Annotated in this window: 14 protein-coding genes; 4 read left to right on the top strand and 10 right to left on the bottom strand. The window is 66.4% G+C overall.

Annotation, left to right across the window (positions count from 1 at the left end):
- Window positions 1–62 precede the first annotated feature (62 nt).
- The gene (locus tag ABIB28_RS09955) at window positions 63–515 is read left to right on the top strand and encodes a DUF2721 domain-containing protein (protein ID WP_133186679.1); all 453 of its coding nucleotides are present in this window, start codon (window positions 63–65) and stop codon (window positions 513–515) included.
- A gap of 55 nt (window positions 516–570) precedes the next feature.
- Here ABIB28_RS09955 and ABIB28_RS09950 read toward each other — a convergent pair whose 3' ends face one another.
- Both ABIB28_RS09950 and ABIB28_RS09945 read right to left on the bottom strand, forming a co-directional pair.
- Window positions 571–2,148, bottom strand: coding sequence for an amidase (locus tag ABIB28_RS09950; protein ID WP_354288013.1), 1,578 nt, complete (start codon window positions 2,146–2,148; stop codon window positions 571–573).
- A 524-nt stretch (window positions 2,149–2,672) separates the two neighbouring features.
- On the bottom strand, window positions 2,673–3,227 hold the full coding sequence (locus tag ABIB28_RS09945; RefSeq protein ID WP_354288012.1) for a hypothetical protein: 555 nt from the start codon (window positions 3,225–3,227) through the stop codon (window positions 2,673–2,675).
- A gap of 191 nt (window positions 3,228–3,418) precedes the next feature.
- Between ABIB28_RS09945 and ABIB28_RS09940 the strand changes: the two genes are divergently transcribed.
- The gene (locus ABIB28_RS09940) at window positions 3,419–3,787 is read left to right on the top strand and encodes a PRC-barrel domain-containing protein (RefSeq protein WP_133186673.1); all 369 of its coding nucleotides are present in this window, start codon (window positions 3,419–3,421) and stop codon (window positions 3,785–3,787) included.
- On the opposite strand, the gene ABIB28_RS09935 is transcribed toward ABIB28_RS09940, so the two are convergent.
- From ABIB28_RS09935 to uvrB, 3 genes are all read right to left on the bottom strand, one after another.
- Window positions 3,784–4,041, bottom strand: a complete 258-nt coding sequence (locus ABIB28_RS09935; RefSeq protein ID WP_240699010.1) for a HigA family addiction module antitoxin — start codon at window positions 4,039–4,041, stop codon at window positions 3,784–3,786. The genes ABIB28_RS09940 and ABIB28_RS09935 overlap by 4 nt on opposite strands.
- 34 nt (window positions 4,042–4,075) lie before the next feature.
- The gene (locus tag ABIB28_RS09930) at window positions 4,076–4,357 is read right to left on the bottom strand and encodes a type II toxin-antitoxin system RelE/ParE family toxin (protein WP_322162689.1); all 282 of its coding nucleotides are present in this window, start codon (window positions 4,355–4,357) and stop codon (window positions 4,076–4,078) included.
- Between the two features lie 80 nt (window positions 4,358–4,437).
- Entirely contained in the window at window positions 4,438–6,645 is a 2,208-nt protein-coding gene (gene uvrB / locus ABIB28_RS09925) for an excinuclease ABC subunit UvrB (RefSeq protein ID WP_354288011.1), read from the bottom strand.
- A gap of 81 nt (window positions 6,646–6,726) precedes the next feature.
- Between uvrB and ABIB28_RS09920 the strand changes: the two genes are divergently transcribed.
- Entirely contained in the window at window positions 6,727–7,290 is a 564-nt protein-coding gene (locus ABIB28_RS09920; protein WP_354288010.1) for a DUF3617 domain-containing protein, read from the top strand.
- A gap of 165 nt (window positions 7,291–7,455) precedes the next feature.
- On the opposite strand, the gene ABIB28_RS09915 is transcribed toward ABIB28_RS09920, so the two are convergent.
- From ABIB28_RS09915 to ABIB28_RS09895, 5 genes are all read right to left on the bottom strand, one after another.
- Window positions 7,456–7,938: a hypothetical protein gene (locus ABIB28_RS09915; RefSeq protein WP_354288009.1), complete on the bottom strand. Its 483-nt coding sequence runs from the start codon at window positions 7,936–7,938 to the stop codon at window positions 7,456–7,458.
- Window positions 7,939–8,049: 111 nt separating this feature from the next.
- Window positions 8,050–8,970 carry a DMT family transporter gene (locus ABIB28_RS09910; RefSeq protein WP_354288008.1) on the bottom strand — a complete coding sequence of 307 codons (921 nt, stop codon included), beginning with the start codon at window positions 8,968–8,970 and terminating at the stop codon, window positions 8,050–8,052.
- Between the two features lie 31 nt (window positions 8,971–9,001).
- Window positions 9,002–9,295, bottom strand: coding sequence for a type II toxin-antitoxin system RelE/ParE family toxin (locus tag ABIB28_RS09905; protein ID WP_354288007.1), 294 nt, complete (start codon window positions 9,293–9,295; stop codon window positions 9,002–9,004).
- Window positions 9,283–9,555, bottom strand: a complete 273-nt coding sequence (locus tag ABIB28_RS09900; protein WP_354288006.1) for a CopG family ribbon-helix-helix protein — start codon at window positions 9,553–9,555, stop codon at window positions 9,283–9,285. Before ABIB28_RS09900 ends, ABIB28_RS09905 begins: the two co-directional genes overlap by 13 nt.
- Before the next feature lie 73 nt (window positions 9,556–9,628).
- A complete protein-coding gene (locus ABIB28_RS09895) occupies window positions 9,629–11,146 on the bottom strand; it encodes a fumarate hydratase (protein ID WP_354288005.1) in 1,518 nt (505 codons plus the stop codon).
- Window positions 11,147–11,277: 131 nt separating this feature from the next.
- Between ABIB28_RS09895 and ABIB28_RS09890 the strand changes: the two genes are divergently transcribed.
- Complete coding sequence (locus tag ABIB28_RS09890) at window positions 11,278–13,389, top strand: putative bifunctional diguanylate cyclase/phosphodiesterase (RefSeq protein WP_354288004.1); 2,112 nt, start codon at window positions 11,278–11,280, stop codon at window positions 13,387–13,389.
- Window positions 13,390–13,475: the final 86 nt, after the last annotated feature.

Genomic DNA, 13,475 nt, shown 5'->3' with positions numbered 1-13,475 from the left:
GGGTTACCAATCTGTGGCCGACGCCTTGCGCCCGCGCCAGCCGCATTCCACAAAGGGCCACGATGAACCCCTACCCCGCCGTCTCGACGATCGCCCAGACGATCCAGCTGTCGCTTTCGCCGATCTTCATGCTCGCCGCGATCGGGCAGCTGCTCAACGTGCTCGCCGGGCGGCTGGCGCGCGTCGTCGATCGCGCGCGTGTCGTCGAGGAATGGCACCCGCTGTCGAGCGGCCCCGAGCATGACCGTCACGTCTGGGAACTCCGGCTGCTCGACCGGCGGATGACGGTGATCAACCGCTCGCTCGTGCTCGCGGTGTCGAGCGCGGCGATGACGTGCATCGTCGTCGCCTTGCTGTTCGTCGCCAGCCTGTTCGCGCTGCATATCGGCACGATCGTCGCGGTGATCTTCATTCTCGCGATGGCGCTGCTGATTTCCTCGCTGATCGGGTTCCTGCTCGAGGTCCGCATCTCGCTATCGGCGATCCACGTCCGCAGCGAGCTGCTCGAACGCTGAATCGCGCCCCCCTCCCGGGGGACGCCTCCCCTCCCTGGAAGGGAGGGGAGTAAGTTCAGCGCATCCCGTCCAGCCCTGGCCCAGCATCATTTGTCGCGGCATAACCCGGTACCACCCGCGCATGGGCCGCTTGTTCATAGACATACCCAGCGTTGAGCACGCCCTGGTCGGCCCACGCGGTCGCAATGAACGACACCCCGACCGGCACGCCGCGCACCAACCCCATCGGCACCGTCAGATGCGGATAGCCCGCCACCGCAGGCAGCCCGGCAGCACTCGGCCCCTCGCCGCCATCACCCGAGACCGTGTCGGACAGCCACGGCATGCCATAGGTCGGCGCAACGATCAGCGTCGCATTGGCAGTCGCAAGCATCGCGTCGATCCCCTCCTTGCCCGCCAGCCGCAGCGATTTCGCGCGCGCGCCGAGATATTCGGCATCGGCGAGGCCGCGCGTCTGTTCTGCCGCCTCGAAGGTCTCCTGCTGGAAGAACGGCATTTCGCGCGTCGCTTCGGCACGATCGAACGCGATGACATCGGCGAGCGTGCGCGTTTTCACCGTTTGCGGCGTGGTCGCGAGATAGGTGTTGAGATCGGCCTTGAGTTCGGTCTGCAGCACCAGCAATTCGGCCTCGCCCAACCCGTCGAGCTTGGGCGGCGTGACATCGACCAGCACCGCGCCCTGCGCCTTCAACACCGCCAGCGCCGCGGCATATTTGGCCTTGAGCAACTCGGACATTTCGGGATGCAGCACGGCGATACGCACCCCGGCCAGCGAAGCGCTCGCCAGCGGCGCGGCGAAGTCATGCGCATATTTGGCGGTGCCCTTGGTCGCCGGATCGGCCGGATCGACGCCGATCATCCCGTTGAACAGCACCGCCGCGTCGCGCACGCTGCGCGCCATCGGGCCGGGCGTGTCCTGGCTGTGGCTGATCGGCACGACGTGCGTGCGGCTGATCATGCCAAGCGTCGGTTTCAAACCGACCAGCCCGTTCATCGAGGACGGACACACCACCGATCCATCGGTCTCGGTCCCGACCGCTGCCGCGGCAAAGCTCGCCGCCACCGCCGCGCCCGATCCGCTCGAGGATCCGCACGAGGTCCGGTCGAGCGCATACGGGTTGCGCACCAGCCCGCCGACCGCGCTCCACCCGCTCATCGAGTGCGTCGAGCGGATATTGGCCCATTCGCTGAGATTGGTCTTGCCGAGGATCACCGCGCCCTGTCGGCGCAGGCTCGCCACCAGCGGCGCGTCGCGGCGCGTGATGTTGTCCTTGAGCGCGAGGCTCCCGGCGGTCGTCGCGATCGGATCCCTGGTCTCGATATTGTCCTTGATCAGCACCGGCACGCCGTCGAGCGGCCCGAGCGGCTTGCCCGCCTTGCGCCGCGTATCGGCAGCGCGCGCCTGCGCGATCGCATCGGGGTTGGTCGCGATCACTGCGCGGAGCGTCGGCCCGCTGCGATCCATCGCCGCGATCCGCGCGAGATAGGCCTGGGTGATCGCCGCGCTGCTCGTGCCCGCCGCCATCATCGCCTGGACCTGATCGATCGATTTTTCGGTAACGTCCGGGAGCGCCTGCGCGTGCGCGGCTCCCGCGAGAATGGTCGAAAGCAGCAGCGACAGCGTGAAGCGCATGTTGGTCTCCGGTCGAGCGACGCAGCCAGACCCGCGCCATCGCGCGATCATGGGTCATCGCCGCATCGGCGACAAGCAGATCGTCGCTGGCAAGAGCACAATCGCGAAGCCCGCGCGCCCCCGACCCCGGACATGAAAAGAGGCTGCCGATGCCCTTTTCGAGGACATCGGCAACCTCCTGACATGGTCAGCGGCCGGAAGCTCCAGCTTGGAGGACCATGCGTACCGCAAAGCCTCGACGATCGGTGGCGTTGACTGAGGGAGAATACCCCCCGCCCCTTCGTCGCAGGACTAGCCTCAAAGGCCTAGCGGTGCGTCCTCCGAACGAACTGAACCGACCCCATTGCTGAACCATGAGACATCGGATCACCTCCTTTCGCCAGTTAAAACAGCGTGACCAGGCCTGGTCACGACTCAGGTTTGAATCATATTTTTAGACGAAACAAGTCTTGTATTATGGGCCTGTTTCGACGATTCTCTTCGGCCTGCCCAGAGTCGGTTTATCGTACCGCGCGGCATCCCGATCAGCGGCGGCAATCCTCGGTCACGCGGCCGACTTCGGCCCAGGCGGGAACGACCAGCGTCGGCATCCCGGCCTGCTCGACCAGGAACCGCCCGCGGCTGAACGCCATCGCATCGAGGATACCGTCGCGCGGCGTCAGCGCGGTCGCGACATAGGCCGGCGCGGCGCCGGTCGGCTGGACCGTCACGCTGCGCGCCAGGGTCGACGTGCGCAGCGTCAGCGGGCCGCGCGTCTGCCCCTGGCGCGAGAGATACACCGTATTGGTCTGGCGATCGCAGCGCAGCGTCAACAGCGCGTCGGCGCCGGGCACCCCGAACAGCGCGATCGATCCGCGCGCGTCGACGCGGTACGTCCAGTCGCCCGGCGTCACCGGCCAATCGCGCCAGTCGGCGGCGAGCGGCGCGGGGGGTGGCGCCACCGGGACCGGGCGCGGCGCCGCAACCGTCGGGGCAGCGGCACGCGGCGGTGCGGGATTTCCGACGCAACCGGCAAGGACCAAGAGCGTGGCGACGACAGCAAGGCGTGGCGGGGCGAAGCGGGCGGGAGTCAGGGACATGCCAGGTCTATGCGCGAAGCGATCGCCTCGCTCAACCGCTGCCGCCCGCGCTCCACCCCGAATCCGTGTCGACTGGCGCTCACCAAACGCGCTTATCCGCGGGAACCAGCCCCCGGGGTGCGATCGTTCACGTCGCAGGGAACCGCAATGGCCCACGCGCCGTTACGCTCGCGACACGAAGGAAGAGATCCATGGCCCAGACCGAACCGACCCAATTGCTGCTCCAGTCGAACAAAGCCGACACGATGCCGATCCGCAGTCGCGACGGCGACAAGATCGGCACGCTGTTCTCGTTGATGGTCAACAAGCGCACCGGCCGCGCGGTCTATGCCGTACTGTCGATCGGCGGCTTTCTCGGCATGGGCAAGGCCTACTATCCGATCCCCTTCTCGCTGCTCGCGTTCGATCCGGTCAACGACACCTACGTCGTGACGATCGACCGCCGCGTGCTCGAGGGCGGCCCGAGCTGGGCGGCGAATGCGCCCGAGTTCGACCAGGCCTATGCCGATCGCGTCTCGAAATATTATGATGTGGCGGGCGAGGATCTGTCGCTGGGTTAAGCGGCGCGCGGCACGATGCGGTCGAGCGCGCCGTTCAGGGCGCGCTTGGCTTCGACGATTTCGTACCGATCCTGAAGGCGCAGAAAAAAGCCTTCTGACATACCGAAATAGCGGCCAAGGCGCAGATCGAGATCGGCGTCGACCGGACGGATGCCTTCGATGACCTCGGTGATGCGCTCTGACGCGACCCCGATATCGTCGGCAAGCCGCTCGACGCTCAACTCTTCGGGTTCGAGAAACTCGGTGACCAGCATTTGACCGGCATGCTCGTTGTCGAGCCAATCCGGATTAGTGATAGTCTGCAATCTCGACGTCATACGCGTCTCCAGCCTTCCAGACGAAACATATACGCCATTGGTCATTAATTGAAATGCTGTGCTGGCCTGCGCGATCATCCCTCAACGCGTGAAGCCGGTTCCCGCGCTGGCTTCCAAGCTCGTCAAGCGACAGAGCTACATCCAAAACGGTAAGCTTGCGCATCGCGCGTTGCTGGATATCGGGCGGCAGCTTTCGGCTACGCTCTCGGTTCCAGACGCGCTCGCTTTCCGAGTCAGCGAAAGTGCGGATCATGAAAATGCTCCTTTGGGCATTCTCATGGATCACGCTGCGGAAATAGCCAACCATGAAGGCAGGCAGCTTCCACCCATATGTCACCGCGCCCGCCGCGAACTCCCCGCCATCCCCGCCCGGATCTTCTGGCTCTTCCCATAACGCGTCTTGCGCGTCCCAGGCTTGCCCTCGTTCGAGCGCCCCATCACCGGCGCCTTCTGCTGGTCGACCGGCAGCCCGAGTTCTTCCTGCTCCAACTGCCGGATCTCGTCGCGCAAGCGACCAGCCGTCTCGAACTCGAGATCCGCAGCCGCGGTCCGCATCTGCTTTTCCAGATCCTCGATATACGCGCGCAGGTTATGCCCGACCATGTGCGGCCGGTCCTCGTCGATCTCGACCGTCACCTGGTCGCGGCTAGCGACGTCCTGGATGATGTCGCCGATATTGCGGCGGATCGTCGTCGGGGTGATGCCATGCTCGGCATTGTACGCCAGCTGCTTCTCGCGCCGCCGCCCGGTCTCGTTCATCGCCCGCTCCATCGAGCCAGTGATGCGATCGGCGTAGAGGATCACGCGCCCGTCGACGTTGCGCGCCGCGCGGCCGATCGTCTGGATCAGCGACGTCTCGGAGCGCAGGAAGCCCTCCTTGTCGGCATCGAGGATCGCGACCAGCCCGCATTCGGGAATATCGAGCCCCTCGCGCAGCAGGTTGATGCCGATCAGCACGTCGTACACGCCGAGCCGCAAGTCGCGGATCAGCTCGATACGCTCCAAAGTCTCGACGTCGCTGTGCATGTAGCGGACGCGCAAGCCTGCCTCGTGCATGAACTCGGTGAGATCCTCGGCCATCCGCTTGGTCAGCGTCGTCACCAGCGTGCGATAGCCGAGCTCGGCGGTCTTGCGCGCCTCGACGATCAGATCCTGGACCTGCTCCTCGACCGGCTTGATCTCGATCGGCGGATCGATCAGCCCGGTCGGGCGGATGACCTGCTCGGCGAACACGCCGCCGGTCTGCTCCATCTCCCACGCGCCCGGCGTCGCCGAGACATAGGTCGTCTGCGGGCGCATCGCGTCCCATTCGTTGAAGCGCAAGGGCCGGTTGTCGATCGCCGACGGCAGGCGGAAACCATATTCGGCGAGCGTCAGCTTGCGGCGGTGATCGCCGCGCGACATGCCGTTGATCTGGCCGACGGTGACATGGCTCTCGTCGACGAACAGCAGCGCATTCTCGGGCAGATATTCGAACAAAGTGGGTGGCGGCTCGCCCGGCATCCGGCCGGTAAGGAAGCGCGAATAGTTCTCGATCCCCGCGCAGCTCCCGGTCGCCGCGATCATCTCGAGGTCGAAGTTCGTCCGCTGCTCCAACCGCTGCGCCTCGAGCAGCTTGCCCTCGGGCACCAGTTCCTTGAGCCGCTCGGACAGTTCGAACTTGATCGCCTCCATCGCCTGCTTGAGCGTCGGCCCCGGCGTCACATAGTGGCTATTGGCATAGACGCGCACCGAATTGAGGCTCGCGATCTTCTTCCCCGTCAGCGGATCGAACTCGACGATCTCCTCGATCTCGTCGCCGAAGAACGAGATGCGCCACGCGGTGTCGTCGTAATGCGACGGGAACAGCTCGAGATTGTCGCCGCGCACGCGGAAATTGCCGCGCTGGAAAGCCGCGTCGTTGCGCTTGTACTGCAACGCCACGAGCTTGCGCACGATCTCGCGCTGGTCGACCGTCTGCCCCTTCTTGAGGTCGAAGATCATCGCCGAATAGGTCTCGACCGAGCCGATACCGTAGAGGCACGACACCGAGGCGACGATGATCACATCGTCGCGCTCCAGCAGCGAGCGGGTGGCCGAATGCCGCATCCGGTCGATCGCCTCGTTGGTCGACGACTCCTTCTCGATGTAGGTGTCCGAGCGCGCGACATACGCCTCGGGCTGATAGTAATCGTAATAGGATACGAAATATTCGACGGCGTTGTCGGGGAAGAACGACTTCATTTCCCCGTACAGCTGCGCCGCCAGGATCTTGTTCGGCGCGAGAATCAGCGCGGGGCGCTGCACCGCCTCGATCACCTTGGCCATGGTGAAGGTCTTGCCCGATCCGGTCACGCCGAGCAGCACTTGGTCGCGCTCGCCGGCCTGCGTCTGCGCGACGAGTTCGGCGATCGCGGTCGGCTGGTCGCCCGCCGCGGTATATTCGGAGGCAAGCGTGAAGCGCTTGCCGCCTTCGGCCTTGGGCGGACGCGCCGGGCGATGGGGGACGAAGCTCTGCCCGGTTTCGGGCTCGTCGAGACTGGTGCGAATCTGGATTGCCATAGCTGCGCAATATGGGAAGGAACACGCCAACAGACAACGCACGCCGACCGCCGGCGCGCGCACTCCCGGGGAGATTCTTCAATGTCATTCCGCACGCTGGCCACGCTGCTCGCTTTGCCTACCCTCGCGCTCGTCGCCTGTTCGCCCTCGGGTCCGGTCAAGCGCCAGGCCGGCAGCTGGTCGCAGAAGATCGAGATCCTGAAGCTCGAGGGTCGCGGCGCGACGCCCGAAACCAAGACGCAGATGCAGAAGATGTTCGATTCGATGGCGGGCACATCGGTCTGCCTCACCCCCACCGCCGCCGCCAAGGAAGATTTCGGCAAGGCGATGGAGCAAATGGCGTCGCGCGGCCAGAACTGCACCTTTGGCAAGAAGGACGTGTCGGGCGGCACGATCCACGTCGCCGCGACCTGCAAGCAGCCGACCGGCGGCACCGTCAAGATGACGATCGACGGCAGCAACAGCGCGACTAAGCAGGACATGACGATGCAGACCGAGGGCTATGCCGCCACCGGCGCGAAGGAAGGCACGATGCAAATGCGCATCGTCTCGACCCGCGCCGGCGACTGCAAGCCCGGCGACATCACCCCGCCCGAAGCGCCTTCGGCAGGGCCGGCACCGGTCGCTCCGGCGGCGAAGCCGTAAGCACGCGGGGCGGGAATCATCCCGGTGAAGGTATGAGCCCGCGCCGCGATCACCCCACTGCGTCACCCCGGGCTCGTCCCGGGGTCCACCGTGCCGCAAAGTCTGCGGCGGCGGGATAAGCGGCACGGTGGCCCCCGGCACAAGGCCGGGGTGACGGTTTGGGGTTTATGGGCGCACGCCCACCGCTACCACCTCCCCCGCCCGGCGATACGCCACGCGCCACATCGTCCAGCCGATCAGCGCGGACACCAGTGCCAGCACCAGGCTCGTCGCGATCGCGCTCATCCAGCGATAGAGCAGCGTCGGCGTGTCTTCCTGCGGCATCGCGAAAATCCCGAACCCATAGGTCTGCCCGCCAAGAAACAGCGCGAAGCCCGCCAGCGCCCCGACGCTCACCGCGCTCACGGGTCCGCGCCGCCCAAGCGCGTGGCACGCGAGCCAGACCGGCCCGCCGATCGCGACCGCCGCCATCGCGGTGATCACCGCGCCGACGAGGAAACCGATCAGCATCTGAAACGGATCGAACCCGCTGCCGATCGTCACCAACCCCGCGGCGAACAGCCCCCCGACGACGCCCCCCGCACCGAGCGCGAGCCCCGCGCGATCGAGTGATGCTTCATATCCCGCCGGTACCATCGATGTCGCCACGTCGGATCCCCCCGGGTGCCGCTTAGCACTCTCCCGCGCCGCCCCCAAGCAGATCTCGTTACGCAGCCGTACCTACACTTCGTGCGAGGTCCAGCAGTGCGCACGCCCGCGTCACAGGCTGCCGACCAAGGCCAGCACGACGCCGATCGCGACCAACACAAGCCCGGCGACCTCGCTCGGGCTGGTCTTCTCGCCGAGATAGAAATGCGCAAACGCCATCGTGAAGGCGACCTCGACCTGACCGACGATCCGCACCAGCGCGACCGGCGCCGAGGCGAACCCGGTGAACCAGCACGCCGAGGCGACCGACGACATCAGCCCGACTTGCCCGGCAACGCGCCATTGCGCGAACACGCGCGCGACCTGCTCGCGCTCGCGCAGATAGACATAGGCGCCCTGCAGCACCGTTTGCACCGCCACCGTCACCGCCAGCACGATCAGCGCGGCGCGGATGTGATCGGGCGTGTGCACTTCCTGCGTCGCGGCGCGGATGCCGATCGTCGTCAACGCAAAGGCGAAGCCCGAAGCAATCCCATAGCGTGCCGCCGGCTGCCCGAGCGCGCGCAGGAAGGCGAGCGGCCCCATCCGCTTGCCACCCGTCGACAGCACCATGACGCCCGCCACGCCGAAGCCGATGCCGGTCCAGGTCGAGAGGCTCAGATGATCGCCGAGCAGCAGCACCGACAGCAAGGCGCTCTGCACCGCCTCGGTCTTCGAATAGGCCGTCCCGACGACGAAATTGCGCTCACCGAACGCCATCAGCAGCAAATTGGTCGCGATGATCTGCGCGATCCCGCCACCGAGGCAGAAGGGGAGAAACCAAGCGCCGAGCGCAGGGAACGCCGCCGGCGCCACGAAATAGTGGTACCCGAAGAGCAGCAGCACCGCGACCGGCAGGCCGTAGAGATAGCGCACCAATCCAGCTGCGTTGACCGAAAGCGTGCGCGACACCCGCCGCTGCACCGCCGTCCGCCACGCCTGCAACGCCCCGCCGATCAGCGCGGCGGGGAGCCATAATGGGGTGGCGATCACCGAATCTCAGCTTGATCGACCGGAAACGCTTTCAATAGCCTGCCTCTCGTTGATGGCGGAACGCGACGACATAGACGGCGTCCTCCGCCGGATCGTACCGATACAGCGCGACATAGCCCGCCGCGCCAAAACCGATGACCACCTCGCGCAGGTCGGCGTCGCCCGCATAGGGGCGGCCGATCGCCGGATTGCGTTCGAGCAAGCGAAGCTGCCGGGAAATCTCGGCACCGGCACGTTGCGCCGCTTGCGGGCTCTTCTCGGCAAGGAAAGTGCGGCAGCGCGCGATCCCGCGAACCGCGCCTTCCGTGACGATCAGTCGTGGCACTCGGGCGCCTCGCGCTCAGTCTCCGACCCCCAGCTTTCGAGCCAGCCGATCGTTTCCGCAGCCGTGAGATGCCGTCCGGTTTCCTGATACGCCGTCCAGGCATCCGACGCCTCTTGCCGGAAGCCTTCGCGCGCCTCTTCGCGATCGACATATTCGCGGATCGCCTCGCGCATGATCCAGTGCGCCGAGCGGTCGCGTTGCTGCGCCAGCGCCTGGATCCGGCTTTTCATTTCGGGATCGATCTTGAGCGATGTCGGCATGGTATCCACCTCGGTAGTCGGAGGTACTACCTGGTATTAATAGCGGATCGGGAGTTGCCCGACAATCGGCCCCTCACACCAGCAACCCCTCACGTGCGATCTTCTCCTTCCACACCAGCGGCGCCAACTGGTGCACGTTCGCCCCAGTCGAATCGACCGCCACCGTCACCGGGAAATCCTCGACCTCGAACTCGTAGATCGCCTCCATCCCAAGATCCGCGAACCCGACCACCTTCGATCCCTTGATCGCGCGCGCGACGAGATAGGCTGCCCCGCCGACCGCCATCAGATAGGCCGACTTGCCCTCGGCGATCGCCTTGGTCGCATCGGGCCCGCGCTCGGCCTTGCCGACCATCGCGAGCAGCCCCTGGTCGAGCATCATCCGCGTAAACTTGTCCATCCGCGTCGCCGTCGTCGGACCCGCCGGGCCGACCACCTCATCGCCGACCGGATCGACCGGCCCGACATAATAGATCACGCGGCCCTTGAACTCGACCGGCAGCGGCTCGCCCGCATCGAGCATGTCCTTGATCCGCTTGTGCGCGGCGTCACGCCCGGTCAGCATCTTGCCGTTGAGCAAAAGCCGGTCGCCCTGCTTCCAGCCCTGCACCATCTCGGGCGTCAGCGTATCGAGATCGACGCGGATCGCGGCGCTGTCGGGCTGCCAGTCGACCTTGGGCCATTCGTCGAGCTTGGGCGCCTCGAGGAAGCTCGGCCCCGATCCGTCGAGCACGAAATGCGCGTGCCGCGTCGCCGCGCAATTGGGGATCATCGCGACGGGCTTGCCCGCGGCATGGCACGGCGCGTCCATGATCTTGACGTCGAGGATGGTCGACAGACCGCCCAGCCCCTGCGCGCCGATGCCGAGCGCATTGACCTTGTCGAAGATCTCGATCCGCAGCGCCTCGATGTCAGTCTTGGCCCCGCGCGCCTTCAACGGCCCCATGTCGATCGGCTCCATCAGCGCCTGCTTCGCGAGCAGCACGCAATGCTCGGCAGTGCCGCCGATGCCGATGCCGAGCATCCCCGGCGGGCACCACCCGGCGCCCATCTGCGGCAGCATCTCGAGCACCCAGTCGACGATCGAATCGGACGGGTTCATCATCTTGAACTTCGACTTGTTCTCGCTGCCGCCGCCCTTCGCCGCGACATCGACCGAGACGCGCGACCCAGGCACCATGTCGACATGCAGCACGCACGGCGTATTGTCCTTGGTGTTGCGCCGCGTGAAGGCGGGGTCCGCCAGCACCGAGGCGCGCAGCTTGTTCTCGGGGTTGAGGTACGCAAGCCGCACGCCCTGATCGACGATCTCCTGCAGCGAGCGGCTGGTATCGTCGAAGCGGCAGTCCATGCCCCATTTGATGAAGACGTTGACGATGCCGGTATCCTGGCAGATCGGGCGATGCCCCTCGGCGCACATCCGCGAATTGGTCAGGATCTGCGCGATCGCGTCCTTCGCCGCCGGTCCCTGCTCGGCGTCATACGCTTCGCCCAGCGCGCGGATATAATCCATCGGATGATAGAAGGAGATGAATTGCAGCGCGTCGGCGACGCTTTCGATCAGATCGGCTTCGCGGATGATGGTCGTCATGGGGCTACTCCTATGGGCCGGGCCTTAAAGCCATGTCCGCCGCGCGCCAAGCCATCCGCCGCATGCGGTTCTCGCGAAGATTGTCTGGGGCACAAGGATTTTGGAAAGGATCGCCCGCTATAGCGGCGACGATGCCCATTTCGCCGCTTCTTCTCCTGATTCTGGCCTTCGCTCTGGGGCTTAGCGGCGTTGCGGGCGGTGTCCTCTGGGCCCGTCGGCGCAGCGTTACGATTTGCCCCGAACGCGACTCGCACGATCGCCTCGCGCGGCTGCTGGTCGATGAATTCGAAGGACATTCGAACGGCTGGTTCTGGCGCACCGACGCCGAGGGCTGCCTCAGCTATCTCTCGGCCAAGGTCGCCGCCGAACTCGACGCGCCCGATGCGCCCGCGCTCGGCCAGCCGCTGCCGACGCTGTTCCGCATGGACAGCGCCTCGCCCGAGACCGAGCGCACGCTCGGCTTCCACCTCGCCGCACGCACCGCCTTTTCGAACTATTCGGTCCGCCCCGCGAGCCGCGCCAAGCTCGAGCGCTGGTGGTCGATCTCGGGGCGGCCGATCGCCGATTCGTCGGGCGCGTTCCTCGGCTTTGTCGGGAGCGGGAGCGATCTCACCGAGACGCGCCGCGCCGATGCCGAGATCACGCGGCTCGCGCTGTTCGACGGGCTCACCGGCCTCGCCAACCGCCAGCGGCTGCGCCTCTCGCTCGAACAGACGCTCAGCGCGAGCAGCGTCGCGCCGCGCACCAGCGCGCTGCTCCTGCTCGATCTCGATCGCTTCAAGGCCGTCAACGACACGCTCGGCCACCACACCGGCGACGCGCTGCTCAAGCAGGTGGCGCAGCGCTTGCAGCGCGCGATCGGCGGCAACGGGCTGGTCGGACGCCTGGGCGGCGACGAATTCCAGGTGATCCTGCCCAATGAGACCGATCGCACGCGGCTCGGCGACCTCGCGCGGCGCGTGATCTTCGACCTGTCGCAACCCTATACGATCGAGGGCTCGGCGATCAGCATCGGCTGCTCGATCGGCGTCGCGATCGCGCCCGAGGACGGGCATGACGCCGAGACGCTCGTGCGCAACGCCGATCTCGCGCTCTATGCCGCCAAGGGCGACGGGCGCGGCATCCACCGCTTCTTCCGCCCCGAAATGCTCGCCGGCGCGCAGAGCCGCAAGCAGCTCGAGGACGATCTGCGCGACGCGCTTGCCGCCAACCAGTTCTTCGTCGCCTATCAGCCCGTCGTCAGCACGATGACCGAGCGGATCGTCGGCTATGAGGCGCTGCTGCGCTGGGAGCATCCGACGCGCGGGCTGATCAGCCCGGCCGACTTCGTCCCCGTCGCCGAGGATTGCGGGCTGATCGAATCGATCGGCGAATGGGTGTTGCGCACCGCGTGTCTCGATGCGGCGTGTTGGCCGAAGGACGTGCGCGTCGCGGTCAACGTCTCGCCGATCCAGTTCGCCAATCCAGCGCTGCCGACGGTCATCACCTCGGCGCTCGCCAAATCGGGGATCGCGCCCGATCGGCTCGAGCTCGAGATCACCGAAGGCGTGTTCGTCAACGAAAACGCCGCGACCGAGCAGATGTTCAGGACGCTCAAGGGCTGCGGCGTGCGCCTCGCGCTCGACGATTTCGGGACGGGCTATTCGTCGCTTGGCTATTTGAAGAAGGCGCCGTTCGACAAGATCAAGATCGACCAGAGCTTCGTGCGCGGCGCGGCGATCGCGGGCAACCGCAACGCCGCGATCATCAAGGCGATCGTCAGCCTCGCCGAGACGCTCGGGATGGAGACGACCGCCGAGGGCGTCGAGAATCACGACGAGATCGCGCTGATCCGCGAGCTCGGCTGCAGCCACATCCAGGGCTATGTCTATGGCAAGCCGGCGCGCGCGCCCGACGTGCTCGAGCAGCTCGCGGCGGGTGGCGGCCGCGCGATCGCCAACGGCTTCCGCGTCAGCCGGAGCCCGCGCACCGCGATGCTGCGGACTGCGCGGATTCAGGCGGGCGACATTGTCGGCGAGGTGCGGATCCGCAACCTCTCGACGACGGGCGCGATGATCGACGGGATCGATGTCGAGGCCGGAGCAGGCGAGTTCGAAGTGTTGATCGAACTGCTCGAGGACCAGATGTTCCCTGCCACGCTGCGCTGGGCAGCCGATGGCAAGGCCGGCCTCGCCTTTGCAGAGAGCTTCAACCTCGAGCGCCTCGCGGCGGCCACCACCGCTCCGGTGCGCAAGGCGGGATAACAGCCACACCTGCCGAGCGCCACCGCGGGGTGCGAGCGACGCTCATCCTTCGCCTCCCCTCCCTTCCAGGGAGGGGAGCCGTTGGC

The organism is Sphingomonas sp. UYEF23, assembly GCF_040546165.1.
Classification (GTDB): domain Bacteria; phylum Pseudomonadota; class Alphaproteobacteria; order Sphingomonadales; family Sphingomonadaceae; genus Sphingomonas; species Sphingomonas glacialis.
This window is presented reverse-complemented; position numbering and strand designations above follow the sequence as displayed.

Bases quoted from the DNA above. Each gene is read 5' to 3' on its own strand.
- ABIB28_RS09890 (WP_354288004.1), top strand. From the start codon at position 11,278: ATGCCCATTTCGCCGCTTCTTCTCCTGATTCTGGCCTTCGCTCTGGGG.
- ABIB28_RS09935 (WP_240699010.1), bottom strand. From the start codon at position 4,041: ATGCTGGTCACCGAGTTTCTCGAACCCGAAGAGTTGAGCGTCGAGCGG.
- uvrB (WP_354288011.1), bottom strand. From the start codon at position 6,645: ATGGCAATCCAGATTCGCACCAGTCTCGACGAGCCCGAAACCGGGCAG.
- ABIB28_RS09895 (WP_354288005.1), bottom strand. From the start codon at position 11,146: ATGACGACCATCATCCGCGAAGCCGATCTGATCGAAAGCGTCGCCGAC.
- ABIB28_RS09955 (WP_133186679.1), top strand. From the start codon at position 63: ATGAACCCCTACCCCGCCGTCTCGACGATCGCCCAGACGATCCAGCTG.
- ABIB28_RS09930 (WP_322162689.1), bottom strand. From the start codon at position 4,357: ATGATCCGCACTTTCGCTGACTCGGAAAGCGAGCGCGTCTGGAACCGA.
- ABIB28_RS09920 (WP_354288010.1), top strand. From the start codon at position 6,727: ATGTCATTCCGCACGCTGGCCACGCTGCTCGCTTTGCCTACCCTCGCG.
- ABIB28_RS09940 (WP_133186673.1), top strand. From the start codon at position 3,419: ATGGCCCAGACCGAACCGACCCAATTGCTGCTCCAGTCGAACAAAGCC.
- ABIB28_RS09900 (WP_354288006.1), bottom strand. From the start codon at position 9,555: ATGCCGACATCGCTCAAGATCGATCCCGAAATGAAAAGCCGGATCCAG.
- ABIB28_RS09945 (WP_354288012.1), bottom strand. From the start codon at position 3,227: ATGTCCCTGACTCCCGCCCGCTTCGCCCCGCCACGCCTTGCTGTCGTC.
- ABIB28_RS09950 (WP_354288013.1), bottom strand. From the start codon at position 2,148: ATGCGCTTCACGCTGTCGCTGCTGCTTTCGACCATTCTCGCGGGAGCC.